The organism is Streptomyces sp. NPDC045899, assembly GCF_056431485.1.
In genome coordinates this window covers 356,686-381,093 of record NZ_JBWKKP010000003.1, presented here as the reverse complement: position 1 = coordinate 381,093, position 24,408 = coordinate 356,686, and the positions used below count along the sequence as shown (strand labels likewise).

General features: G+C 72.3%; 23 protein-coding genes. 11 read left to right on the top strand and 12 right to left on the bottom strand.

Annotation, left to right across the window (positions count from 1 at the left end; translation table 11 throughout):
* The first annotated feature begins 179 nt into the window (after positions 1–179).
* Positions 180–1,799, top strand: a complete 1,620-nt coding sequence (aceB, locus tag AC07FT_RS06330; protein WP_479174387.1) for a malate synthase A — start codon at positions 180–182, stop codon at positions 1,797–1,799.
* Between the two features lie 159 nt (positions 1,800–1,958).
* Here aceB and AC07FT_RS06325 read toward each other — a convergent pair whose 3' ends face one another.
* The 4 genes from AC07FT_RS06325 to uraD are packed head-to-tail and all read right to left on the bottom strand — an operon-like array spanning position 1,959 to position 5,074.
* Positions 1,959–3,329: an 8-oxoguanine deaminase gene (locus tag AC07FT_RS06325; protein WP_479174386.1), complete on the bottom strand. Its 1,371-nt coding sequence runs from the start codon at positions 3,327–3,329 to the stop codon at positions 1,959–1,961.
* A gap of 10 nt (positions 3,330–3,339) precedes the next feature.
* Positions 3,340–4,221: a factor-independent urate hydroxylase gene (gene pucL, locus AC07FT_RS06320; protein ID WP_479174384.1), complete on the bottom strand. Its 882-nt coding sequence runs from the start codon at positions 4,219–4,221 to the stop codon at positions 3,340–3,342.
* A gap of 5 nt (positions 4,222–4,226) precedes the next feature.
* A complete protein-coding gene (gene uraH, locus AC07FT_RS06315) occupies positions 4,227–4,562 on the bottom strand; it encodes a hydroxyisourate hydrolase (protein WP_254737459.1) in 336 nt (111 codons plus the stop codon).
* Positions 4,562–5,074, bottom strand: coding sequence for a 2-oxo-4-hydroxy-4-carboxy-5-ureidoimidazoline decarboxylase (gene uraD / locus AC07FT_RS06310; protein ID WP_479174383.1), 513 nt, complete (start codon positions 5,072–5,074; stop codon positions 4,562–4,564). The genes uraH and uraD overlap by 1 nt, the downstream gene beginning before the upstream one ends.
* Before the next feature lie 137 nt (positions 5,075–5,211).
* Between uraD and AC07FT_RS06305 the strand changes: the two genes are divergently transcribed.
* A complete protein-coding gene (locus AC07FT_RS06305) occupies positions 5,212–5,646 on the top strand; it encodes a hydrolase (RefSeq protein ID WP_479174533.1) in 435 nt (144 codons plus the stop codon).
* Here AC07FT_RS06305 and AC07FT_RS06300 read toward each other — a convergent pair.
* Together AC07FT_RS06300 and AC07FT_RS06295 are read right to left on the bottom strand one after the other, a co-directional pair.
* A complete protein-coding gene (locus tag AC07FT_RS06300) occupies positions 5,612–5,992 on the bottom strand; it encodes a helix-turn-helix domain-containing protein (RefSeq protein ID WP_471193175.1) in 381 nt (126 codons plus the stop codon). The two genes, AC07FT_RS06305 and AC07FT_RS06300, sit on opposite strands and share 35 nt — an antisense overlap.
* Positions 5,989–6,258 (bottom strand): thiamine-binding protein, encoded by a 270-nt coding sequence (locus tag AC07FT_RS06295; RefSeq protein WP_254737453.1) that lies wholly within the window; start codon positions 6,256–6,258, stop codon positions 5,989–5,991. The genes AC07FT_RS06300 and AC07FT_RS06295 overlap by 4 nt, the downstream gene beginning before the upstream one ends.
* Positions 6,259–6,394: 136 nt before the next feature.
* Here AC07FT_RS06295 and AC07FT_RS06290 point away from each other — a divergent pair, with 136 nt between their 5' ends.
* The 5 genes from AC07FT_RS06290 to AC07FT_RS06270 all read left to right on the top strand — a co-directional run bounded on the left by AC07FT_RS06290 (position 6,395) and on the right by AC07FT_RS06270 (position 10,208).
* Positions 6,395–7,249: a TIM barrel protein gene (locus AC07FT_RS06290; RefSeq protein ID WP_471193173.1), complete on the top strand. Its 855-nt coding sequence runs from the start codon at positions 6,395–6,397 to the stop codon at positions 7,247–7,249.
* 38 nt (positions 7,250–7,287) lie between these two features.
* A complete protein-coding gene (locus AC07FT_RS06285) occupies positions 7,288–8,196 on the top strand; it encodes a 2-hydroxy-3-oxopropionate reductase (RefSeq protein WP_479174381.1) in 909 nt (302 codons plus the stop codon).
* 197 nt (positions 8,197–8,393) lie between these two features.
* Complete coding sequence (locus tag AC07FT_RS06280) at positions 8,394–9,107, top strand: hypothetical protein (RefSeq protein WP_479174379.1); 714 nt, start codon at positions 8,394–8,396, stop codon at positions 9,105–9,107.
* A gap of 65 nt (positions 9,108–9,172) precedes the next feature.
* Positions 9,173–9,310 (top strand): hypothetical protein, encoded by a 138-nt coding sequence (locus AC07FT_RS06275; protein WP_471193168.1) that lies wholly within the window; start codon positions 9,173–9,175, stop codon positions 9,308–9,310.
* Positions 9,311–9,395: 85 nt separating this feature from the next.
* The gene (locus tag AC07FT_RS06270; protein ID WP_479174378.1) at positions 9,396–10,208 is read left to right on the top strand and encodes a neutral zinc metallopeptidase; all 813 of its coding nucleotides are present in this window, start codon (positions 9,396–9,398) and stop codon (positions 10,206–10,208) included.
* 22 nt (positions 10,209–10,230) lie between these two features.
* Here AC07FT_RS06270 and AC07FT_RS06265 read toward each other — a convergent pair whose 3' ends face one another.
* Together AC07FT_RS06265 and AC07FT_RS06260 are read right to left on the bottom strand one after the other, a co-directional pair.
* Positions 10,231–11,907 carry an AMP-binding protein gene (locus AC07FT_RS06265; protein ID WP_479174377.1) on the bottom strand — a complete coding sequence of 559 codons (1,677 nt, stop codon included), beginning with the start codon at positions 11,905–11,907 and terminating at the stop codon, positions 10,231–10,233.
* Positions 11,908–11,951: 44 nt separating this feature from the next.
* Positions 11,952–13,652 carry an AMP-binding protein gene (locus tag AC07FT_RS06260; protein ID WP_471193162.1) on the bottom strand — a complete coding sequence of 567 codons (1,701 nt, stop codon included), beginning with the start codon at positions 13,650–13,652 and terminating at the stop codon, positions 11,952–11,954.
* A 148-nt stretch (positions 13,653–13,800) separates the two neighbouring features.
* Here AC07FT_RS06260 and AC07FT_RS06255 point away from each other — a divergent pair, with 148 nt between their 5' ends.
* The 3 genes from AC07FT_RS06255 (at position 13,801) to AC07FT_RS06245 (ending at position 17,554) form a co-directional block, all read left to right on the top strand.
* The gene (locus AC07FT_RS06255; protein WP_479174531.1) at positions 13,801–14,601 is read left to right on the top strand and encodes a helix-turn-helix transcriptional regulator; all 801 of its coding nucleotides are present in this window, start codon (positions 13,801–13,803) and stop codon (positions 14,599–14,601) included.
* A gap of 285 nt (positions 14,602–14,886) precedes the next feature.
* Positions 14,887–16,083: a magnesium and cobalt transport protein CorA gene (locus tag AC07FT_RS06250; RefSeq protein ID WP_479174375.1), complete on the top strand. Its 1,197-nt coding sequence runs from the start codon at positions 14,887–14,889 to the stop codon at positions 16,081–16,083.
* Positions 16,084–16,189: 106 nt separating this feature from the next.
* Positions 16,190–17,554 carry a pyridoxal phosphate-dependent decarboxylase family protein gene (locus AC07FT_RS06245; protein ID WP_479174374.1) on the top strand — a complete coding sequence of 455 codons (1,365 nt, stop codon included), beginning with the start codon at positions 16,190–16,192 and terminating at the stop codon, positions 17,552–17,554.
* Between the two features lie 28 nt (positions 17,555–17,582).
* Here AC07FT_RS06245 and AC07FT_RS06240 read toward each other — a convergent pair whose 3' ends face one another.
* Positions 17,583–18,719, bottom strand: a complete 1,137-nt coding sequence (locus tag AC07FT_RS06240; RefSeq protein ID WP_479174372.1) for a winged helix DNA-binding domain-containing protein — start codon at positions 18,717–18,719, stop codon at positions 17,583–17,585.
* Positions 18,720–18,887: 168 nt separating this feature from the next.
* Between AC07FT_RS06240 and AC07FT_RS06235 the strand changes: the two genes are divergently transcribed.
* Complete coding sequence (locus AC07FT_RS06235) at positions 18,888–19,772, top strand: phosphatidylinositol-specific phospholipase C (RefSeq protein WP_479174371.1); 885 nt, start codon at positions 18,888–18,890, stop codon at positions 19,770–19,772.
* Between the two features lie 25 nt (positions 19,773–19,797).
* Here the strand turns inward: AC07FT_RS06235 and AC07FT_RS06230 are convergent, their stop codons facing one another.
* The 3 genes from AC07FT_RS06230 to AC07FT_RS06220 all read right to left on the bottom strand — a co-directional run bounded on the left by AC07FT_RS06230 (position 19,798) and on the right by AC07FT_RS06220 (position 24,361).
* Positions 19,798–21,594, bottom strand: coding sequence for a glycoside hydrolase family 6 protein (locus AC07FT_RS06230; RefSeq protein ID WP_479174369.1), 1,797 nt, complete (start codon positions 21,592–21,594; stop codon positions 19,798–19,800).
* Between the two features lie 130 nt (positions 21,595–21,724).
* Entirely contained in the window at positions 21,725–22,906 is a 1,182-nt protein-coding gene (locus AC07FT_RS06225; protein WP_479174367.1) for an XdhC family protein, read from the bottom strand.
* 24 nt (positions 22,907–22,930) lie between these two features.
* Positions 22,931–24,361, bottom strand: coding sequence for an NCS2 family permease (locus tag AC07FT_RS06220; RefSeq protein WP_471193148.1), 1,431 nt, complete (start codon positions 24,359–24,361; stop codon positions 22,931–22,933).
* Positions 24,362–24,408: the final 47 nt, after the last annotated feature.

Sequence of the window (24,408 nt, the reverse complement as noted above, 5' to 3'; positions counted from 1 at the left end):
CGATGGGGTGAGGGCGGGCGCACTCCTCAACAAAAGATTGAAGTTCCACCATGAGGAAATTACTATCCACAGGCCAGAAGGTCTTGTGGGACGTCATGCTGCCCGTACGGCGTCGCACCGCCCTTCCCCCATCCCCGGCACCCCGTGCCACGCAACGCCTCCCAAAGGAGTGTCCGCCCATGCCAGCACCAGCGCCGTCCCCGCTGGCCGTCGTCGACACCGAATCTCTGGACCGCCAGGGCGAGGTGCTGACCGATGCGGCCCTGACCTTCCTCGCCACGCTGCACGACCGCTTCACCCCGCGCCGTGACGACCTGCTCGTCCGCCGCGCGGAACGCCGCGCCGAGATCGCCCGCACCAGCCGTCTGGACTTCCTCCCCGAGACCGCCGCCGTCCGCGAGGACCCCGACTGGCGGGTCGCCCCGGCACCGCCCGCCCTCCAGGACCGCCGGGTGGAGATCACCGGCCCCACCGACCGCAAGATGACCATCAACGCCCTGAACTCCGGGGCGCGGGTATGGCTCGCCGACTTCGAGGACGCCTCCGCGCCCACCTGGGAGAACGTGATCGGCGGTCAGCTGAACCTGATCGACGCCTATGAGCGGCGGATCGACTTCACCTCCCCCGAGGGCAAGAGCTACGCCCTGCGCCCGGACGAGGAACTGGCCACCGTGGTCACCCGGCCGCGCGGCTGGCACCTCGACGAGCGCCATCTGCGGGCGTCCGACGGCCGTGCGGTGCCCGGTGCGCTGGTCGACTTCGGGCTCTACTTCTTCCACAACGCACAGCGGCTGCTGGACCGCGGCAAGGGCCCGTACTTCTACCTCCCCAAGACCGAATCGCATCGGGAGGCCCGCCTCTGGAACGACGTCTTCGTCTTCGCCCAGGACTACGTGGGCATTCCGCAAGGGACCATCCGCGCCACCGTCCTGATCGAGACAATCACCGCCGCCTACGAGATGGAGGAGATCCTCCACGAGCTCCGCGACCACGCCTCCGGGCTCAACGCGGGCCGCTGGGACTACCTCTTCTCCATCGTCAAGAACTTCCGCGACGGCGGCCCCGGTTTCGTCCTCCCCGACCGCAACGCGGTCACCATGACCACCCCGTTCATGCGCGCCTACACCGAACTCCTGGTGCGCACCTGCCACAAGCGCGGCGCCCATGCGATCGGCGGTATGGCCGCGTTCATCCCCAGCCGCCGTGATCCGCAGGTCAACGCGGTCGCCCTGGAGAAGGTCCGGGCCGACAAGGACCGTGAGGCGGCCGACGGTTTCGACGGGTCCTGGGTCGCCCACCCCGATCTGGTGCCGGTGGCCCGCGCCAGCTTCGACGCGGTCCTCGGCGGCCGGCAGCACCAGAAGGACCGGCTGCGCGAGGATGTGCGCGTCACCGCCGCCGAGCTGACCGACATCTCCTCGGCGGGAGCCAAGCCCACATACGAGGGACTGCGCAACGCCGTCCAGGTCGGGATCCGTTACATCGAGGCATGGCTGCGCGGTCAGGGCGCCGTCGCCATCTTCAACCTGATGGAGGACGCCGCCACCGCCGAGATCTCCCGCTCCCAGATCTGGCAGTGGATCAACGCCGGTGTGGTGTTCGAGAACGGCGAGAAAGCCACGGCTGACCTGGTGCGCAAGGTGGCCGCCGAGGAACTCGCGGCGATCCGCGAGGAGACCGGCCCGCAGGGCTACGCGGCCGGAAAGTGGGACCAGGCCCACGATCTGCTGCTGAAGGTCGCCCTCGACGAGGACTTCGCGGAGTTCCTCACCCTGCCCGCGTACGCCGTGCTGGACTGAACCGGGCGGCACCCGCGCCGGGCACCCCGGAGGGAACCGCACCCGGTGACCGCGGGCGTCAAGCCCGCCGGCCGCCGGGTGCGGTCGCCGCCACGGGTCCGGTGCGCTGACCGGACCCGCGTCCGGCCGGGAGCCGTCCCTCCCGGCCGGAGCCCTGGGTCACCCGCCGGCCGCGATACGGGCCAGCCGGTGTGCCTCATCGCGTGCGGTGCGCGCGATCTCGTCCTCGTCGGCGGTGAGCAACCGCCCGTCCTCCACCACCGGTTCGCCGTTCACCAGCGACAGGGTCACCGGGGCCGCCGCGCCGAGGACGAGGGCGGCGACCGGGTCGGCGATGGTGGAGTGGCCGATGCCGTCCAGCTTCCACAGCACCAGGTCGGCCAGTTTGCCCGGCTCCAGCGATCCGATCTGGGCCTGGCGCCCGAGCACCCGCGCACCGCCGTGGGTGCCCAGACGCAGTGCCTGGCGTACCGTCAGCGCCTTCTCGCGGTGGCTGCCGAGCCGGTTGACCAGCAGGGCGTTGCGCAGCTCGGTGTGCAGCTCACCGGACTCGTTGGAGGCGGTGCCGTCCACGCCGAGGCCGACCGGCACCCGTGCCGCGAGCAGGTCCGGCACCCGTGCGATACCCGCGGCGAGCCGGGCGTTGGACGAGGGGCAGTGGGCCACTCCGGTACCGGTCCGGGCGAAGGCGGCGATGTCGGCGTCGTTCATATGGACGCAGTGCGCCATCCACACGTCCTCGCCCAGCCAGCCCGTGGACTCGAAGTAGTCGGTCGGCCCCATCCCGAACAGCTCGTGGCAGAACTTCTCCTCCTCCACCGTCTCCGAGCCGTGGGTGTGCAGCCGCACCCCCTTGCGGCGGGCCAGGGCCGCGCCCTCGCGGAGCAGTTCGGTGGAGACCGAGAAGGGTGAGCAGGGCGCGACCGCGATCTGGAGCATCGAGTCGAACCCGCCGTCGTGGTGGGTGTCGATCGCCTCCTCGGTGGCGGCCAGCGCGCCCTCGGTGCTCTCCACCGCGAAGTCCGGCGGCAGACCGCCGTCGGAGGCCCCGCGGTCCATGGAGCCGCGCGCGGCGGTGAACCGCACCCCCAGCTCGCGCGCGGCGCGGATCTCGGCGCCGAGCAGATCGCCGGTGCCGCGCGGGAAGACGTAGTGGTGGTCCATCGCGGTGGTGACACCACCGCGCGCCATCATCGCCAGGGAGCCGCGGGCCGCCGCGTGGACCATGTCCTCGTCGATCCGCGCCCAGGTCGGATAGAGGGCGACCAGCCAGTCGAAGAGGTTGCAGTCCTGCGCCAGCCCCCGGGTGAGCCACTGGTAGAAGTGGTGATGGGTGTTGACCAGGCCCGGGGTGGCCAGATGGCCGGTGCCGTCGATCCGGCGGACCACGTCCGGCAGGTCCCGGGGCGCGGGTCCGGCACCGACCGACTCGATGCGGTTGCCCGCGACCACCAGGTGCCCGGAGGCGTACTCGGTGTCACCGGCGTCCACGGTGGCGACGGCGCAGTTCTCGATGACGATGCGGTTCATGCGGCGCCCTTCAGTCGGTGGGGATCCGGGGCGTGGCACCGTCGCGCAGCACGGTGGCCTCGATCAGGCCGTAGGGCCGGTCGGCGGCGAAGTACACCTCGTTGTCGTTCTTGAGGCCGAAGGGCTCCAGATCCACCAGGAAGTGGTGCTTGTTGGGGAGGGAGAGCCGTATCTCGTCGATGTCCGGCCGGTGTTCGATGACCCGGGCGCCCATCTGGTAGAGCGTCTGCTGGAGCGAGAGCGAATAGGTCTCGGCGAACGCGGCCAGCAGCTGGCCACGGGTCTCGGCGTAGGCCCGCTCCCAGTCCGGCGCCGGTGCCGCGTCATCGCTCCAGCCCGAGCGCCAGCGGGCGTGCACCTCGGTGGCGAGGATGCGGTCGCGGGCCTCGGGCAGGGTGGTGTACTTGTCCCTGACGTAGCCCCAGAACTCGGAGTCGGTGGAGTTCAGGACGGTGAGGTCCTTGAGTCCGGAGAGCACTTCCCAGCGTTCGCCGTCGTAGGAGACCTGGGCGGTGCGGGTCTCCCGGCCGGAGCGGACGAAGGAGTGCCGGGCCTCGCCGGTGGTCTCGATCCGGTCCCAGGCGTACTCCTCGATCCGGATGCGGGCGGAGTGGATCGGCTCCTGGCTGGTGACGAAGTGGCGGGCCAGGTGGATGCCGAACTGTTCGGCCGAGGTGATCCCGTGTTCCTTGGCGAAGGCGTACACGGTGTTCTTGGTGGTGTCGGTGGGCAGCACATGGGCGTTGCTGCCGGAGAGGTGGACCTCGTCCATGTCGCCGGAGAGCGCCACCGAGACGTTCAGGTCCTTGATGTGGTGGACGGCGCCGTCGCGCACGACGCGGACGACACGGCATTCGGCTTTGCCGTACTGGTTCTGGCCGAGCTCGGGCATCGGGCTTAGCTCCCTCGGTATACGGAGTAGCCGAACGGGGTGAGCAGCAGCGGTACGTGGTAGTGCTCACCCGGCTCGACGGCGAAGACGACCGCCACTTCGGGGAAGAAGGCATGGGGCAGATACGGCCCGGTGGCGAAGCGCAGCCGTACCTCGGTGGTGCCCCCGGGGAGGGCGGGCAGGTCCTTGCAGCGGCCGTCGGCGTCGGTGGCGGAGGTGGCGTGCGGGGTCCAGTCCGCCCCGCCCCCGGCCCGGACGGCCAGCTCCACGTCCACCCCCGCGGCCGGGCGGCCGACGCTGGTGTCCAGGATGTGGGTGGATACGGAGGTGGCGTTCGCCATCAGCGCTCTCCTTCCGCCGCGGCCTCCATGAGGCGGATGAGCCGGATGCGATTGATCTTGCCCAGCTCGGTGCGGACGATCTCGCGCTCGGTGTCCGCGTCGTTGCCGATCCGCTCGCGCAGGGCGGCGAGCATCTCCTCGCCGTCGCGTCCGGTGGCGCAGATCAGGAAGACATGGCCGTGGCGCTCCTGGTACTCCAGGTTCGATTCCAGCAGTTCCGCGCGGAGCCCGTCGCGGACCCCGCTCTGCTCGCGGGCCGAGGTGGCGTCGCCCGGGGTGGGTCTGCCGATGGGCGGGTGTCCGGCCATCGCCTCGGCGAGATCGCCGGCGGTCAGCTGTGCCATGGCCGCGTCGGAGGCGGCGAGCAGCTCCTCGACGGTGGCGTAGGGCCGCCCCGAGGCCACCGCCCCGGCCCAGGCCCGGGCGGTGCACACCTCGTGCAGCAGCCCGGCGGCATCGCGCTCGGCCGCGGAGTTGAACCGGGTCAGACCCGGCGGTGCGCTGGTAGTCACATCGGCAAGCTAGGAGCCCCCCGCGGCAAACGTCAACACTTTGTTGAAAACTTTCGGTGGCATCATCGGCCACACGGGTGACCGGAGCGACGGGGGAGACCATGGTGACGAATGGACCGCACGAGGGGCCGCCCATGATCCCGGGGCTGCCCGGGGCACTGCCCGCCGCGCTGTGGTCGGTGCCCTACGCGGGCGCGCGCCACCCCGGATCCCCGGCCGTCAGGGAGCGGCCGGGACTCGCGGCGGGAGCCAACTGCCAGCTGTTCGCCTACGCGGTGCTGCGCCACTTCGGGCTGCGGCCCCCGGCGCTGCGGTCGAGCGAGCTGTGGGACGACACGGAGTCCACCGTGCGGGTGACCACCCCGCGCCCGCTGGACCTGCTGCTCTTCAACGCCACCGACGACGCCTTCGGCGCACACCTGGGCGTCTGGGCGGGCCCGGAGGCGATCCTGCACCTGTGCGCCGAGGTGGGGCGGCCGGCCGTATGGACCCCGGCCGCCTTCACGGCACGCCCCCGCTACCGGACCCTGGTCGGGATCAAGCGGATGGCGGCGCGCCCTTCTCGCGGTTGAGGTAGTTGTACACGGTGAAGCGGCTGACCCCGAGTGCGCTCGCCACCGTCTCCACACCGTGCCGCACCGAGAAGGCCCCGCGCTGCTCCAGGAGCCGGACCACCGACTGCTTGGTCCTGCGGTCCAGGTCGGCGAGCGGAACGCCGTGGCGGCGCTGGAGGTCGGCCAGGATGTGGTCGAGCGAATCGGACAGGTGCGGCAGCCGGACGGCCACCACCGCACGGCCCTCCCACGAGAGGACCACATCGTCGCCGCGCGCCCCCTCCGGGGCGACCATCTCGCCGCCCATGGCGTCCACCAGCGGTTTGACGGCCGAGACGAACGGGTGGTCATCGGGCGCGCTCAACGCTCGCCCTCCTGGCCCGCACCGGCCTCACCGATCACGTTGACCTGGAGCGAGACCCGGGTGGCACCCGCCTCCAGGGACTTGCGCAGCAGCTGGTCCACTGCGCTCAGCACGGCGTCGGCCCGCCCCTCGGCGGTATTGCCGAACGGACCGACGTCCACCGCGTCCAGCGCGGCGGACTGCACGGTCTCGCGGGCCACCACGGCGTGCGGCGGTACCTCGTCGAGGTCGAACGGCTCGGTCGTGAACTCCACCCTCAATCTCACGCCGCCAACCTACTGCGCCCGGGGGCGCCTCGGGCAGCCCCTCTTGACAGTCCCGCGACCATCACCCCATGCTTCCGTAATCCAGAAAGCAACTTCCGCTATACGAAATATCTGGAACGGAAGGAGCCGAGGGCCCATGGACCGCACGGCCGGGCGCTTCGCCCGCTTCGACGTCAATCTCTCGATCCTCTTCACCGAGCTCCCCCTCCTGCGGCGCCCGGCGGCCGCGGCCGCCGCGGGCTTCGGCGCGGTCGAGCTGTGGTGGCCGTGGCCCCGGGACCCGACGCCCGGCCGGGCCGAACTCGATGCGCTGCGCGGCGCGCTGGAGAGCGCCGGGACCCAGCTGGTGGGGCTCAACTTCTACGCCGGTGAACTGCCCGGCCCCGACCGCGGGGCGCTGTCCGTCCCCGGTGAGGAGTCCGATCGCTTCCGCGCCAATGTCGAGGTCGCCGCCGACTTCGCCGCGTCCGTCGGCTGCACCGCGCTCAACGCGCTGTACGGCAACCGGATCGAGGGCGCGGCCCCCGAGGACGAGGACGCCCAGGACGCCCTGGCGCTGGAGAACCTGACGCTGGCCGCCCGCGCCGCCGACCGGGTGGGCGCGACGCTGCTGATCGAGGCCCTGGGCGCCGCGGAGTCCCCGCACTACCCGCTGGTGAGCGCGCCCGCCGCGGTCGAGGTGGTGGACCGGGTCAACAGGGCCACCGGGCTGGACAACGCCGCGTTCCTGATGGACCTGTACCACCTGGCCCGGAACGGCGAGGACCTGCCACGGGTCATCGAGACCTACGCGGACCGCACCGGCCATGTGCAGATCGCTGACGTCCCGGGCCGTGGCGCGCCCGGTACCGGCGCACTCGACATCCCCGGCCTCCTCGACCGGCTGCGCACCGCCGGTTACGACGGCTGGGTCGGGCTGGAGTACAAGCCCGGCGGGCCGAGCGCCGCGTCCTTCGACTGGCTGACCCGGGACCCGGCCGACCGCCGCTGAGCCGACCCCTGACCGAACGACACCAGAAAGGCCGGACCGTGAGCGAAACCCTTCCCACCATCGCCTGGATCGGACTCGGCATCATGGGCTCCCCCATGTCCGAGAACCTGATCAAGGCCGGCTACGACGTCACCGGGTTCACCCTCGAACAGGAGAAGCTGGACCGTCTCGCCGCCGCCGGGGGCACCCCCGCCGCCTCCGTCGCCGAGGCCGTCCGGAACGCGGATGTGGTGATCACCATGGTGCCCGCCTCGCCGCAGGTCGAGGCGGTCGTCCTCGGCGAGGACGGGGTGCTGGCCCATGCCCGGCCCGGCAGTCTGCTGATCGACATGTCCTCCATCACCCCGCAGACCTCACGGGCCGTGGCGAAGGCCGCCGCCGAGGGCGGCAAGGGCGTCCGGGTACTGGACGCACCGGTCTCCGGCGGTGAGGCCGGGGCGGTGGAGGCCGTGCTGTCCATCATGGCCGGCGGGGAGCCGGAGGACTTCGAACGGGCCCGGCCGGTCTTCGCGGCGCTGGGGAAGACCGTGGTCCTGTGCGGTCCGCACGGTTCCGGACAGACCGTGAAGGCCGCCAACCAGCTGATCGTGGCGGCCAACATCCAGGCGTGCGCCGAGGCCGTGGTGTTCCTGGAGAAGTCCGGGGTCGACCTCGGGGCCGCGCTCGACGTCCTGGCGGGCGGGCTCGCCGGATCCACCGTCCTCCAGCGCAAGAAGGAGAACTTCCTCCGCCGCGACTTCGCCCCCGGCTTCCGGATCGATCTGCACCACAAGGACATGGGCATCGTCACCGCGGCGGCCCGTGACGTCGGCGCCGCGCTGCCGGTCGGCGCCGTGGTGGCCCAGCTCGTCGCCGCACTGCGCGCCCAGGGAGACGGCGGCCTCGACCACTCCGCCCTGCTGCGCGGGGTCGAACGGCTCTCGGGGGCGGTGGCCACCGGCCGCTGACCGCCCCGCTCCCCGAACCCCCGGGCGGCGGTGGCCGGCAGATTCCCAGTCGCGCCCGCCGGTGCCGCCGCCCGGGCATTAACACGCCTTCCCCGTCAGCCGGGAAGAAACCCCCAACTCCACGCACCGGCCGACCGCTTCATGGAGCATGGGCACGACCGCCCCGTCCGTCCCCATGGATCTCACGGAGCCCCGAGATGACCGACAGCGTGCCGGTGCGCTGCCCCGCGTGCCGTCGCGAGCAGTCCTTCACCCCGCCGACCTTCCCCTGTTCCTGCGGTGCGCCGCTCACCCTTCCCGTCCTGCGCGACGGGGCGCCCGAGGAGATCGGCCACCGCACCTGGCAGGACATCTGGGTGGTCGTCGACTGTCCGTCGTGCGGCCGCCAGGGCCACTGGCCGCAGCCGGAGTTCGGCTGCGGCTGCGGGACGCTGCTGCGGGTCCCGGTCACTCCCCCGGCCCCCGTCGCGACCCCGCGGCCCGGCCCCGCGACGGCTTCCCCGCCGTCCCGTCCGGCGGTGGCCCGCCCGGCCTTCCGGCCGGTGACGATCCGCACCGCCGGGGACGCGGTCACCGCCGCCGCCCAGTATCTGAGGTGGCTCGGCTTCACCGACCCGCACCGGCCGGAGGACCCGGACGCCGGGGTGGACCTCCGCGGCACGGGCCTGGTCGCCCGGATCGATCCCTCCACCCGCCCCGCGGGGCTGCGGGGGGTCGAATGCCTGTGGCTGCACGGACTCCAGCGGTCCGCCCTGGGCGTGTTCTTCTCACTGGCCGGTTACGCCCGGGAGGCGCGGGCGCGCGGCGACGCCCTGTGCGTCCCGCTGTTCGTCATGGATCTGACCGGCACTCCGCAGCCGGTGAACGACCCGGCGGACGCGCTCATCCGGACGGGGCCGCCGGACGGCTGAACTCCCCCGTGCCCCTCGTTCACTCCGGGCCGGCGGAGCGCCGCGGCCGGCCCGTGAAGGGCGTCATGGACCAGGATGACCAACCGGCCTGGTACGACGAGCTGATGGCGGCCTACGTCAAGGGGCTGGACCGGGAGCTCACGGCGCTTGCCGCCGCGGCGGCGATCCGCGACTTCGTCCCGTGCCCGGGCTTGCGCTCATGACCGGTGAACGCTTCCGTTGAGACAGCCACCCTCCACCGTTCACTGGCTCACCCGTCCCATCCGCACGACCGGCCGGAGGCGAACGATGGCTGCTCCGTGGTACCTCAGATTATCCGCCGCCCTTCTCACCACCATGACCCTGCTGCTCACCACCGGATGCGGGGGCGACACCCCGTCACCGCGTCCCTCCGGCAGTTCCCCCGGACCCGTGACGACCACCCCGGGCGGCACTCCGGGCGGTACGTCGGGCGGCACCCCGGCCACGACTCCGGCCGGCACCTCCCCGGGGCCGGTGGGCCAGAGCTCTGCGAGCGGCGGCGGGGGCGGCTCGGAGACCGTGGAGGGCGACATCCAGGCCGCGGTGTCGGTCACCACCGCCTACTGGTCCACCCACTGGTCCGAGTTCTTCACCGGCGCCTACGGCCCCCCGCGGGTGCAGGGCGCGTACGACGGCGCCGCGCCGGACGTCCCCGCCTGCGGCTCCGAACCGCTGCCGGACGACAACGCGGTCTACTGCCCCGCCGGGGACTTCATAGCGTGGGACATGGACCTGATGCGCTGGGGCCACCAGCGGGGCGACGCCTGGGTGTACCTGGTCATCGCCCATGAGTGGGGGCACGCCGTACAGAACCGGCTGGACGCGGGCCTGGTCGACATGGCCCGTGAGCTCCAGGCCGACTGTCTGGCCGGGGCGGTGCTGTTCGGCGCCGCCCGCGACGGGACCCTCACCTTCGAGGACGGCGACACCGACGAACTGGGCGACGCCCTGACCGCCCTCGCGGACAAGACGCCCTGGACCGACACCTCCGACCACGGTGACGCCACCCAGCGGGTGTCGGCCTTCAGCCGGGGCGCGGAGTCCGGTGTGAAGGGGTGTCTGCCCGACACCGGGCAGTGACCGCCGCGGCCGGCGCCGCCGTTCAGCGCGGCGCCGGCTGGGCGTCCGGGAGCGGATGGCGCTCACGGGCGCCGGTCTCCCGCAGCTCCACCTTGCGGACCTTGCCGCTGACCGTCATCGGGAAGGCGTCCATCAGCCGCAGGTAGCGGGGCACCTTGTAGTGGGCGAGGCGTCCCCGGCAGAAGCGGGCGAGTTCATCGCGGGTGAGGTCCTCGGCGCCGTCCGTCAGGATGACGCAGGCCATGATCTCCTCCCCGTACTTCTCGTCGGGCACGCCCACGACCTGTACGTCGGCGATCTTGGGGTGGGTGTAGAGGAACTCCTCGATCTCCCGCGGGTACACGTTCTCCCCGCCCCGGATGATCATGTCCTTGATCCGGCCCACGATCTGGACGTAGCCGTCCTCACCCATCACCGCGAGGTCGCCGGTGTGCATCCAGCGCGCACGGTCGATCGCCTCGGCGGTCAGGTCCGGCTCCTGCCAGTAGCCGAGCATCACCGAGTAGCCGCGGGTGCACAGCTCCCCCCGGGTGCCGCGGGGAACGGTCACCCCGGTGGTGGGGTCGACCACCTTCACCTCGACATGCGGCATCACCCGGCCGACGGTGCCGGTACGGCGCTCCAGGTCGTCATCGCGCCGGGTCTGGGTGGACACCGGTGAGGTCTCGGTCATGCCGTAGCAGATGGACACCTCGGCCATATGCATCTCGGAGACCACCCGCCGCATCACCTCCACCGGACAGGGCGAGCCCGCCATGATCCCGGTGCGCAGGGAGGAGAGGTCGAAGGTGGCGAAGTCGGGCAGGCCCAGCTCGGCGATGAACATCGTGGGCACGCCGTACAGCGAGGTGCAGCGCTCCCGTTCGACGGCCGAGAGGGTGGCCGCGGGGTCGAAGGCCGGGGCGGGGATGACGATGCAGGCGCCGTGGCTGGTGGCACCCAGGTTGCCCATGACCATGCCGAAGCAGTGGTAGAAGGGGACCGGCAGACAGACTCGGTCCAGATGGGTGTAGCCGAGCATCTCCCCCACGAAGTAGCCGTTGTTGAGGATGTTGTGGTGGGAGAGGGTGGCGCCCTTGGGGAAGCCGGTGGTGCCCGAGGTGTACTGGATGTTGACCGGGTCGTCGCAGGAGAGCCCGGCCTCCCGCTCGGCCAGCTTCGAGGGCGCCACCTCGGCGCCCGAGCTCACCAGAGCGTCCCAGGTGCGGTCGCCGATGTAGACCACGTCGCGCAGGGCGGGGCAGTCGGCGCGCACCTGCTCGACCATATGACGGTAGTCGCTGGTCTTGTGCTCGGTGGAGGAGACCAGGACGGAGATCCCGGCCTGGCGCAGCACGTAGCGCAGTTCATGGACCCGGTAGGCCGGGTTGATGTTCACCATGATGGCGCCGATGCGGGCGGTGGCGTACTGCACCAGGACCCATTCGGGGCAGTTGATGGCCCAGATGCCGACCCGGTCGCCCTTGCCCACGCCCTTGGCCAGCAGCCCGAGCGCGACCGCCTCGACGGCCCGGCCGAACTCGGCGTAGGTCCAGCGGCGGCCGGAGGGGATGTCCACCAGCGCGTCGCGGTCGCCGAACCGCTCGACGATACGGGCCAGGTTGGCACCGATGGTGTCGCCCAGCAGCGGCACCTCACCCGTACCGCTGGCATACGACAGGGCGGGCGGGGCCGGTGGGCCGGACGGCGGGGCGGTCATGGGGTCTCCTCGTTCGGACGTGCGGGGGAGGCGGTCATGAGGGCTCAGCCCTCCTCGTGGAACTCGGTGCCGTCACCGCGCGCGGTGGCCTCGCGCAGCTCGATGCGGCGGATCTTGCCGGAGACGGTCTTGGGCAGCTCGGCGAACTCCAGACGGCGGACCCGCTTGTAGGGGGCCAGTACCGCGCGGGAGTGGGCGAACAGCGCCTTGGCGGTGTCGGGTCCCGGCTCCCAGCCCTCGGCCAGCACGATGTACGCCTTGGGCACGGCCAGCCGGATGGGATCGGGTGCGGGCACCACGGCGGCCTCGGCCACCGCCTCGTGCTCCAGCAGTGCGCTCTCCAGCTCGAACGGCGAGATCTTGTAGTCGGACGCCTTGAACACGTCGTCGGCGCGGCCGATGTAGGTGATGTAGCCGTCGGCGTCACGCGCGCCGATGTCACCGGTGCGGTAGTAGCCGTCCGCGGTGGCCTCGGCGGTGCGCTCCTCGTCCCCCTCGTACCCCGTCATCAGACCGACCGGACGGCCGCCGGACCCGGTGAGGTCCAGACAGATCTCGCCCTCGTCGGCGGGCCGTCCGCTGACCGGGTCCAGCAGGACCACGGAGAAACCGGGGGTGGGCCGTCCCATCGAACCGGTCTTCAGCGGCTGACCGGGGGTGTTGGCCACCTGGACGGCGGTCTCGGTCTGGCCGAAGCCGTCCCGGATGGTGACCCCCCAGTCCCGCCGGACGTGCTCGATCACCTCGGGGTTGAGCGGCTCGCCCGCGGCCACCGCCTCGCGCGGGGGGTTGCGCAGCTGGGTCAGATCGGCCTGGATCAGCATCCGCCAGACCGTGGGCGGTGCGCAGAACGTGGTGACGGCACAGCGGTCCATCTCCTCCATCAGCCGGGTGGCGTCGAACCTCTTGTAGTTGTGGATGAAGACCGTCGCCTCGGCGTTCCACGGTGCGAAGAGATTGGACCAGGCGTGCTTGGCCCAGCCCGGTGAGGAGATGTTGAGGTGGACGTCGCCCGGCCGCAGCCCGATCCAGTACATCGTCGCCAGATGGCCGATCGGGTACGAGACATGGGTGTGCGCGACGAGTTTGGGGCGGGCGGTGGTCCCGGAGGTGAAGTACAGCATCAGCGGGTCGTCGGCGAGGGTCGGCCCGTCGGGCACGAACGGCTCGTCGGGCGCCTCGTCCCCCGTGATCTCGGCCGTCCCGGCGTCCTCGTAGGCGAGCCAGCCCTCGCGCAGTCCGCCGACCGAGATCCGGGTGTAGTCGCCCGGCACCTCGTCGAACTTGTCCGTGTCCCCGGCCCGGACGATCACATGCCGGGCCCGGCCGCGCTCGATGCGGTCGACCAGGTCGACCGGGCCCAGCAGCGGGGTGGCCGGGATGACGACGGCGCGCAGCTTCATCGCGGCGAGCGCGGTCTCCCACAGCTCGCGCTGGTTGCCGAGCATCACCACGACGCGGTCGCCCGCCTCGACACCGAGGTCGCGCAGCCAGCCCGCCGCCCGGTCCGAGCGGCGGCGCATCACCTCGAAGCTCACTCGGGTCTCGGTGCGGTCTTCCTCGACGATGTGCAGAGCGGTGCGGTCGTTTCCCTCGGCGATGCGGTCGAACCAGTCGAGCGCCCAGTTGAAGCGTTCCGGGCGCGGCCAGGTGAATCCCCGGTACGCCGCCGTGTAGTCCTCCCGGTGGTCGAGCAGGAAGTCCCGTGCCCCGCGGAAGTCGCGAGACGGACTGTTTGCTGTCACATGTCCTCCTGATTGCCGTACCGCTCGCTAGCATCGTGCGACGGGTGATCTGAGTCTCACCACCCCCGGACGGGGGTGGCGGTATTTCGGGGAGGTGGCCGTGGCGGATTCGGACCGGACCGTCGACGTACGGACATCGCTGCTGCGGATGCGGCGGAGCGGTGGATTGCCCGTGGCGTTCGGCGGACTGTTCGCGGGCTCACGGCAGTTCCGCATCTCCGAACTCACCGGCACCACCACCTCCGCCCTGCGCGGACTCGCCATCACCGCCGGGAACGGCCTGGGCGGCAAGGTGCTCACCATGTCCCGGCCGATCTCGGTGGCCGACTACCCCGCCTCGCGGGTGATCAGCCATGAGTACGACGCGGCGGTGGGCGCCGAGGGGCTGCGCTCGATGCTCGCGGTACCGGTGGTGGTGCGCGGCAGGATCCGCGGGGTGCTCTACGGCGCGCTGCGCCAGCCTCTGGTGCTCGGCGACCGCGCGCTGAGCGCCGCGGTGGGGGCGGCGCGCGAACTGGAGCAGTCGCTCGCGGTGCGGGACGAGGCGGAGCGGCTGATGGATGTGGCCCAGCGGCCCGTACCGGAGGAGGAGCCGGATCCGGCGCGGTGGGAGGAGGTGCGCGAGGCCCATGTCGATCTGCGGGCCCTGGCGCAGCGGGTTCCCGATCCACAGCTGCGCCAGGAGATCCTCCGGGCCTGCGGACGCCTGGCCCGCGCCTCCACGGGCGACCGGACGCCACCGGCCCGCGCACGGGTGGAGCTGTCGCCGCGCGAGGTGGACGTCCTGGCCTGCGTGGCGTCCGGCGCCACCAACTCCGCGGCGGCGGAGCGGCTGGGGGTGCGCCCGGAGACGGTGAAGAGCTATCTGCGCTCCTCGATGCGCAAACTGGGAGCGCACACCCGCCTCCACGCGGTAGTCGAAGCCCGCCGCGCTGGCCTCCTGCCCTAGGGAGTGAGAGCTGCCGGGGGCCGGGCGCGGCACGCCCGCGCGAAGCGGCGCGGGCGCATCGTCCACGAGCCCGGGAGCCCGGGGAGGGATATCCTGCACTGTGGTCAGTGCTCTGCGCCCGCGTGCCCGCGACGAGGAGGTGAGGTCCGCGATGCACGGTGAACCTCCCAGTCGTACGCCGCGCGGCGCCACCCCGGTCCGGCTGTTCTGACCGGTCCGGTGGCGGTGCCCGGCGGTGTGCCCGACACCCCGCTCCCGCGCCCGCTCCCTCGTAAAGGACCCGCCATGTCCGAGCGCTCCTCCCGCACCCCGCGGCCCCCGAGGCGGTACCCGTGGCTGCGCCCCACCGCCGCCCCCGAGACGGGCTCCGCCGCGCGTTCCTCCCCCGGCCCCCGCCACCCCGGTCCGCCGCGCGGCGAACCGGTCACGGCGGCGTCCGGCGGCGCGCCCGCCGATGACGAGCGGAGCGTGGTGGACGCCGCGGTCTACCGCGGGGGCCGCCGCGTCGGCTCCCCCACCACCCTGGCCGCCACCTACCGGCGGCTGCGCGAGCAGCCGGGCGCGATGGCGTGGATCGGGCTGTACCGGCCGTCGGAGGCGGAGCTGCTGTCGCTGGCCGAGGAGTTCGATCTGCACAAACTGGCCATCGAGGACGCGATGGAGGCGCATCAGCGCCCCAAGCTGGAGCGCTACGGCGAAACCCTCTTCGTGGTGCTGCGCGCCGCGCGCTACCTGGACGCGCCGGAGGAGGTCGACTTCGGCGAGCTGCACGTCTTCGTGGGCGCGGACTTCGTGATCACCGTCCGGCACGGCGCCGCCCCGGACCTGTCCGCCGTGCGCACCCGGCTGGAGTCGACACCCGAGCTGCTGGCGCTGGGCCCGGAGGCGGTGCTGTACGCGATCCTGGACGCGGTGGTGGACGGCTACGCCCCGGTCGTCGCGGGCGTGCAGAACGACATCGACGAGATCGAGACCGAGGTGTTCCGGGGCGACCCCGAGGTGTCCCGCCGGATCTACGAACTCTCCCGCGAGATGGTCGAGTTCCAGCGCGCCACCCGCCCCCTGGTGGGGATGTTGCGCGGGCTGATGGCCGGGTTCGACAAGTACGGCACGGACGAGGAGCTCCAGCGCTACCTGCGGGACGTCGCCGACCACGTCACCCACACCAGCGAGCGGGTGGACGGTTTCCGCTCGGCGCTCACCGACATCCTGGCGGTCAACGCCACCCTGGTGACCCAGCAGCAGAACGCCGAGATGCGGGCGCTCGCCGAGGCCGGGTTCGAGCAGAACGAGGAGGTCAAGAAGATCTCCGCGTGGGCGGCCATCCTCTTCGCACCGACCCTGGTGGGCACGATCTACGGGATGAACTTCGACCACATGCCGGAGCTGCACTGGGCGCTGGGGTACCCGTTCGCGGTGCTGCTGATGGCGGCGGTGTGCGTGAGCCTCTACGTGATCTTCAAACGCCGCGACTGGCTCTGAGCGCCCCGGGCACCGGCGCCGGCGGCATGGTTGCCAGCCGACCCGGCGGGAACATACGTTTGACTCCAAACATCCCCATCGTGCGCGAGGGAAGGCCGGACACCGAATGGACCTGGGACACTGGCTCGGCCGGGCCGTGGAGGCGAACCGCGAGTGGGCGCAGGGGTACGGCCCCTTCCCCTCGCATCCGTCGCTGGAGATCGACGACGACCGGTTCGCCGAGGTGTTCGGCACCTTCACCGAGCGGCTGAAGGAGAACTACCCCTTCTTCCACCCCCGCTACGCGGGGCAGATGCTCAAGCCCCCGCACCCCGCCGCCATGGTCGGCTACCTCACCGCCATGCAGATCAACCCCAACAACCACGCGCTGGACGGCGGACCGGCCACCGCGCGGATGGAGCGGGAGGTGGTGGAGCAGCTGGCCGCGATGTTCGGCTACGGGACCCATCTGGGCCATCTCACCACCAGCGGCACCGTGGCCAATCTGGAGGCGCTGTTCGTCGCCCGGGACCTGCACCCCGACCGGGGTGTCGCCTACAGCGCCGAGGCGCACTACACCCACGGCCGGATGTGCGGGGTGCTGGGTGTCGAGGGGCATCCCGTGCCCACCGACGGCCGGGGCCGGATCGACCTCGACGCGCTGGAGGAACTGCTGGCCACGGGCCGGGTGGGCACCGTCGTGCTCACCGCGGGCACCACCGGCCTCGGCGCGATCGACCCCATCGACCAGGCGCTGGCGCTGCGCGAGCGCTACGGCGTACGGATCCACGTGGACGCCGCCTACGGCGGTTTCTTCACCCTGCTGGCCGGGGCGGAGGGTCCGGCGGGGCTGGCGGAGGCGCCCTGGCGGGCCATCGCGCGGTGCGACTCGATCGTCGTCGACCCGCACAAGCACGGGCTCCAGCCCTACGGCTGCGGGGCGGTGCTGTTCGCCGATCCGGAGGTCGGCCGGTTCTACCTGCATGACTCCCCGTACACCTACTTCACCTCCGAGGAACTCCACCTCGGTGAGATCAGCCTGGAGTGCTCACGCGCCGGGGCCTCGGCCGCCGCGCTCTGGCTCACCTTCCAGCTGCTGCCGCCCACCCCGGAGGGACTGGGGCAGGTGCTGGCGGCCGGCCGCCGGGCCGCGCTCACCTGGGCGGAGCTGATCGAGGGCTCGGAACTGCTGGACCTGTACCAGCCGCCGGAGCTGGACATCGTCAGCTACTTCCCGGTGACCGACCCGCCCGCGCTCTCCGCGATCGACCGCGCCTCGGCCCGGATCCTCCAGGACGGTATGACCGGTGAGACCCCCGTCTTCCTCTCCACGCTCCGGGCCGACGCCCAGGCGTTCACCGGCCGCCACCCCAAGCTGGCCGCCGACGCCGAGGGTGCGCGGATCCTGCGCAGCGTGCTGATGAAACCGGAGTCCGAGGACTACGTGCCCCAACTGCACGCGCAGGTCGAGGAGCTGGCCCGGCGGGGCTGACGCCCACCGGGCCGAGGAGCCCGGGGGCTCAGGGCGCCGGGGGCCCGATCCGCACCGCGTGGACGGCGGCCGAGGGGTCGGAGGCGGTGAGCAGCCGGGCGCCCTGGGCCTCCAGCGCCTCGCCGTCGTCGGCGGACAGCGGGACGAACGGGGAGACCGTGAGGGTGGCCGAGGCGCCGTCGCCCCTGCCGGTCCGTTCGATCCCCCAGATCCCGCCGACGAAGCCGTCCACCAGGATCGTGCCGCGCACCACGCCGTTGACCCCCATCACCCGCGTCCGGTAGGCGTCGTCCAGCACCCGGGCGCGGTCGGCGTGCGAGAGCAGGAGATTGTCGAAGTCGGCCACCAGCCGCGCCGGAACCGGCGTCGCGGGATCCGGCAGCGGCGCGCCGGGGACGTCGTACAGTTCGCGCCCGCCCTCGTCGCGGAAGGTCCGCAGACCCGGCCGCAGCCGGTCCACCACCTCGCGCAGCCCGGTCAGCCCGCACCACTTCTGGACGTCGGCCACGGTCGCGGGCCCGAACGCCGCGAGATAGCGCAGCACCACGGCCTCCAGGGCGGCGGCCGGGGACCCGCTCTCCACCGGCCGTCCGAGCCAGTCCTCCACGGTGGCGTAGCGGGGGCCGCCGCCGCGGCTCCACAGCCCGCGCGGTGGCACCTGGACCAGCGGCGCCCACAGCCGCAGCGCGTTCACCAGCGCTCCGGGGTCCACCTCCGGCCAGCGCGCGCCCAGCTCCCGGCGCAGTTCGGCGGGGCCCAGGGCCGCACGGCCCAGCAGCTCCCGCGCCACCGCCACCACCTCGTCCCGCTCCACCCCGCTCACCGCGCGGGCGAAGGGGTTCTGCCGGAACGTCCGGTCCAGCATCGGCTGCACCAGCGGACGCAGGAGCAGCGCGTCCGCCGCGCTCACCAGGTGCACGGTGCCGCGCATCAGCACCATCCGGGTCACCTGACGCTCGGTCATCAGCGTTTCCAGCTCGCCGAAGGAGAAGCCGTCGAGCCGGGTCCACAGCCCCAGGTACGGCGCGCCCGGCGCCTGTGACTGCATACCGACCAGCCACTCGATGGTCTCGAGGGCCGAACGGGACGCCGAGGGGTTCAGCAGCAGCTGTCGCTCCAGCAACGCCCGGTTGAGCGCGCGGGGACCGAGCACGGGATTCGTCATACCCCGCACGGTACGGACCCTTGCGGACAGCTGCTGTCCTCCACCCCCACCAGTTCCGACGCTCCCGCCCAACGTGCAGCTTTCCTGGGCGACTTGTGCTTCGATGCCGACCACACGTGCCGAACGCGCGGGTAACACGGGCGAGTAACAAGCGACGGGAGTGTGTCCATGGACCGGCGAGGGTTCCTCAAGGGCGCGGCAGCGATATCCGCCGCGGGGCTGATGTCCGCCGCGGGCGGTACCGCGACGGCCATCGCGGCGGCGCCCGGGCGGCTCGCGCCGCAGGACTGGCTGTCCGCCATCCCGGACGCGACCCCCGTCCAGCGGCTGACCCTGCCCGGCACCCATGACTCCGGCGCCCGCCACGGCGGTCTGTGGACCGAATGCCAGAACACCGCCATCATCGACCAGCTCACCAGCGGGATCCGCTTCCTGGACATCCGCTGCCGCGCCTTCGACAACGCCTTCCCGATCCACCACGGCGCCTTCTACCAGCACCTCAACTTCGACGATGTGCTCATCGCCTGCCGCGACTTCCTCTCCGCGCACCCGACGGAGACCGTGCTGATGCGGGTGAAGCAGGAGTACTCGGAGGAGAGCGCCGAGGAGTTCCGCCGGATCTTCGACACCTATCTCGACAAGGGCTGGCGTTCGCTGTTCCGCCTGGACACCACCCTCCCCACCCTGGGCGAGTCCCGGGGCAGGGTGGTGCTGCTCGGCGACTCCGGCGCGATGCCGGGCGTCCGGTACGGCGACGCCCAGCTCTTCGACATCCAGGACGACTACATGGCGGAGCCGTTCGGAAAGTACCCGAAGATCGAGGCGCAGTTCCGCAAGGCGGTGGCGCAGCCCGGCAAGCTGTTCATGAACTACGTCAGCACCGCCGCCCTGCTGCCGCCCCGCTGGAACGCGGACCGGCTCAACCCGAAGGTCAGGGGCTTCCTGGAGGGCGCCGGAACCCAGGGCTGGACGGGGCTCGGCATCGTCCCGATGGACTTTCCGAACACCGCCTCCGGCCTGGTCGACGCCCTCATCCGGAAGAACCCCGTCTGATCGACGGGCCGAGCCGGGGCGCGCACTAGTCCACGGCGGGCCGGGCGAACCGTACGAGCTCCAGGGCCTGGTCGGGGAACCACTCCCCGGCCTCGGGGTCGACCGTGCCGCGCTCCGGGTCCTCCGGCCCCGCCGTGCCGCGCAGACACCGGCCGTCGGACTCGCCCGGGGTCTTCACCCACAGCGCCGCGTCCTGGAGCGGATCGTCGGTACGGGTGGTCGGGCGGACACCCAGACCCCGGTCGGGCGGGTTGCACCACGGCTGCGGATCGCTGTGGTCACTGCCCGTCGGGGTCCACGGGCCCTGGCCGTTGCGGCTGGTGTCGGTGACGAAGTGCTTCAGCCCCGCGTCGTCGGCGGGGGTGTGCTCCTTGACCCAGGCCCGCGCCCGCCGCTGCGACCAGTCGCGGTCGGCGCAGTCGGCGGGGTCCCCGCCCTCGTCGGCGTAGGCCAGGCAGGAGGAGATCAGCCGTCCGTACCAGGTGTTGGCCGCGTCGGTCTGGTAGTGCGAGACATTGAGTGCGAAGCCGGCCGCGCGGTCGACCCCGGCCTTGAGGAGCCGGGGCACGATGCTGCTGACGGAGTGCCAGCCGGGATGACCCGCATCCAGGTAGACGGCCGTCTCGCCGAGCGCGGTGAGGACGTCGACCGCGTAGTTGATCTCGGAGTAGCGGGCGGCGGTCTTCGGGTCCTCCCCGTCGATGAGCTGGTCGAGCCCCTCGGGGTCGGTCAGGCCGGCCGGGTCGCCCACGACCTCCGGGTTGCCGGTGTCGGTACCGGGGTCGGGGAGGGCCGGTTCGGGAGCGGCCGTCGCGGAGGCGGAGGGCTCGGGGCTGGGCAGGATGCCCGGCTGCTCCGCCGCGGGGGCCGAAGGAGCCGGCGTCCGGGCCGCGGGGGCCTGCGCCGCGGGAGTCCGGGCGGCCGGGGCCTGCGTTCCGGCGGGCTTCGGGGACGCGGGCGTCTGGGCGGCGGTCTGCCCGGCCGCGGGGCTCTGTGCCGCCGGGGTCTGGGCGGCCGGAGTCTGGGCCGCCGGGCTCTGCGCCGGAGACTGTCCGGCGGCGGGCTTCTCCGCCGCCGACGGCCCGGCCGCCGAGGGCGCGTCCGACGGGGTTCCGGTGGCGGGGGCGGACTGGATGCCCGGATCGGGCAGCGGGGGCAGTTCCCCCTCGCCCGGGGCCGCGGCCCCGGTGCCGGTGTCCTCGGACTGACCGTCCGCGGGGGTGGCCGGGTCCGCCTCGGCGGGCAGCGTACTGGCCTGCGCCTCCGGCTCTCCGCCGTCCCCGTCGGCCGCTCCGGCCCCGTCCGCGTCCTTCGCGCAGTCCGACGGCAGCAGCGCCAGCGAATCGGGTTCCAGGACCACCAGCGACGGGCGCTGTCCGATGCCGCGGGCGACGGCGTCGATCCACGCCTGGTACTCGGCGGTGCTCCCGGCCCCGCCCGAGGAGTAGCTGCCGCAGTCCCGGCCGGGGACGTCGTAGAGCGTCAGCACCGGCAGTGTGCCGCGCTGCTCGGCCCTGCGGGTGGTGGTGCGGACCGTCCGCTCGACCTCCTCCGGGCTCTCGTCCCCGTACCAGACGGCCTGGGGGGTGCGCACCATGGACAGGATCCCTCTGGCCTCACGGCTCTCGCCCCGCCAGGCGAGCTGGGACACCTGGCGGTAGGGGTCCCGTTCGGGCGGCGGGGTGTAGAGACGGTTGCCGCGCAGCGCTTCGCCGACGCCCTGGGGCGCGGCGGCCTGCACGGCCGAACTGCTCAGCAGGGGAAGGGCGGTTGCGGCCAGGACGGCCATCGGGGCGGTGAGGGCTTTCCGCTTGCTACGCACAGGTGCACTCCAGGGGCGGCGGACGGGTCGAATCTGACTCTCACTCAGAAACTCGCACCCGGCAACGCGGCCGTACGCCAGGTGGCGGTACCGGTTTCCCGCCCAGGAGTGGCCTTAGATCGGATGAACGTCAGGCGACCGAACCGATCGGGTCCGCGTTCTCGCGGCTCCGGTCGTGGTGGATGGGGGTGTGCGCGCCGGTCAGCGGCACCCCGCTGCCGCCCCGGCGGCTCGCGACGATCTCCCCCGCGATGGACAGCGCCGTCTCCTCGGGGGTGTGGGCGCCGAGGTCGAGTCCGATCGGGGAGCGCAGCCGGGCCAGCTCCGGTTCGCCCAGGCCCACCTCGCGCAGCCGTCGCAGCCGGTCGCGGTGGGTGCGGCGGGAGCCCATCGCGCCGACGTAGCCGACGGGCATCCGCAGCGCCCGCTCCAGCAGCGGGACGTCGAACTTGGCGTCGTGGGTGAGGACGCACAGCACGGTCCTGGCGTCCACCCCGGTCGTCTCCAGATAGCGGTGCGGCCAGTCGACGACCACCTCGTCGGCCTCGGGGAACCGGTGGGCAGCGGCGAAGACCGGACGGGCGTCGCAGACCGTCACGTGGTACCCGAGGAACTTCCCGATCCGCACCAGGGCGCTCGCGAAGTCGATCGCCCCGAAGACGATCATCCGGGGCGGGGCCACGCTGGACTCCACGAGCAGGGTGACCGGACGGCCGCAGCGGCTGCCCTCGGCCCCGATGACCACGCTCGCGGTCCGCCCGGCGTCCAGCAGGGCGCGCGCCTGCCCCGCCGCGCCCCGGTCCAGCGCCGCCCGGTCGGCCGCGGTGGCGCCCTCCGGACCGCCGAGGGTGCCCTCGTACGTCCCGTCCGGGCGGACCAGCAGGGCACGGCCCAGGAGTCCGTCCGGACCGTCCACGACCCGCGCGAGCGCCACCGCCGCGCCACCGTCCGCGGCGGAGCGGACCGCGGCGGCGAGCACGGGGCGCAGCGCGGTGTCCGCCGCCGGCACCGGGGTGACCAGCACCTCGATGACCCCGCCGCAGGTCAGGCCGACCGCGAAGGCGTCCTCGTCGGAGTAGCCGAAGCGGGTGCGGACCGTCTCCCCGGTGGCCAGGGCCTCCTGGCACAGCTCGTAGACCGCGCCCTCCACACAGCCGCCGGACACGCTGCCGACGGCTGTGCCGTCGGCGTCGACGGCGAGCGCCGCGCCCGGCTGCCGCGGCGCGCTGCCGTGGACGGCCACCACGGTGGCGACGGCGAAGTCCCGGCCCTCCCGGCACCAGCGGTGCAGTTCGGCAGCGATGTCCAGCATGGTGATCAGCTCCTCGTGCCGCCGCTATCGGACCCCGAGCCAGTGCTCGATCGGGTTCAGAGCGAAGTAGATGACGAATACCGCCGTCAATACCCACATGAACACCCCGGGCTCGCGATATCTGCCCTGCGCGGCCTTGATGGCGGTGTAGGAGATCACGCCCGCGCCGACTCCGGCGGTGATGGAGTAGGTGAACGGCATCAGGGCGACGGTCAGGAAGACCGGGATGGCCACCGCGCGGTCGGCCCAGTCCACATGGCGGGCGTTCTGCATCATCATCGCGCCGATGACCACGAGGGCGGCGGCCGCGACCTGACCGGGCACGATCTGGGCGAGCGGGGTGAAGAACAGCCCGGCGGCGAAGAGCAGCCCGGTGATCACGCTGGACAGACCGGTCCTGGCGCCCTCGCCGACACCCGTGGCGGATTCGATGAAGACGGTCTGACCGCTGGCCCCGGCCACCCCGCCGATGGCGCCGCCCGCGCCGTCCACGAAGAGCGCCCTGCTCAGCCCCGGCATCCGGCCGCGTTCATCGGCCAGCTTCGCCTCGGTGCCGACCCCGATGATCGTCGCCATCGCGTCGAAGAACCCGGCCAGCACCAGGGTGAAGACGATCATGCCGACCGTCATTCCGCCGATCTGGCCCCAGCCGCCGAACTCGACCTGTCCGAAGAGGCTGAAGTCGGGGGTGGAGACGGCGTGGCCGGGCAGTTCGGGGGCGCGCCCGCCCCAGGTCTTCGGATCGAGTCCGGCCACCGCGTTGATGACGACGGCGAGGACGGTCCCGGCCACGATCCCGATGAGGATCGCGCCCGGCACCTCACGTGCCTGGAGCATGAAGATCAGCAGCAGCGTGACGCAGAAGATCAGTACCGGCCAGCCCGCGAGCTGTCCCCCGGTGCCGAGTGTCACCGGTGCGCCCTTGCCCACGAAACCGGCGTTGACCAGGCCGATCAAGGCGATGAACATCCCGATGCCGATGGTGATGCCGTGTTTGAGGGCGAGCGGGATGGCGTTCATGATCACTTCACGGAGACCGGTGACCACGAGCAGCACGATCACCGTGCCGTACAGCACGCACATGCCCATCGCCTGCGGCCAGCTCATATGCGGGACGACCTGGCCGGTGAGCACGGCGGAGACACTGAGCCCGGCCGCCAGCGCGAGCGGCACCTTGCCGATGAAGCCCATGAGGAGGGTGGAGACCGCGGCGGCGAGCGCGGTGGCGGTGATCAGCGCGCTCTGGGCGAGCCGGTGGTGCTGGACGTCCTCACCGGACAGCAGCAGCGGGTTGAGCAGCAGGATGTACGCCATCGCCATGAAGGTGGTGACGCCGCCGCGGATCTCCCGGGCGAGGGTGGATCCGCGGTCGGATATCTGGAAGTACCGGTCGAGACGCGACCGGCGGGCCGTTCCCTCCGGGGCGATCGGTGGTGTGACGGCGTGCTGGGTCATGCGGTGCCACTCCCAAGTGTCATAGGGGGTTGGGATGGTGCGTCGGC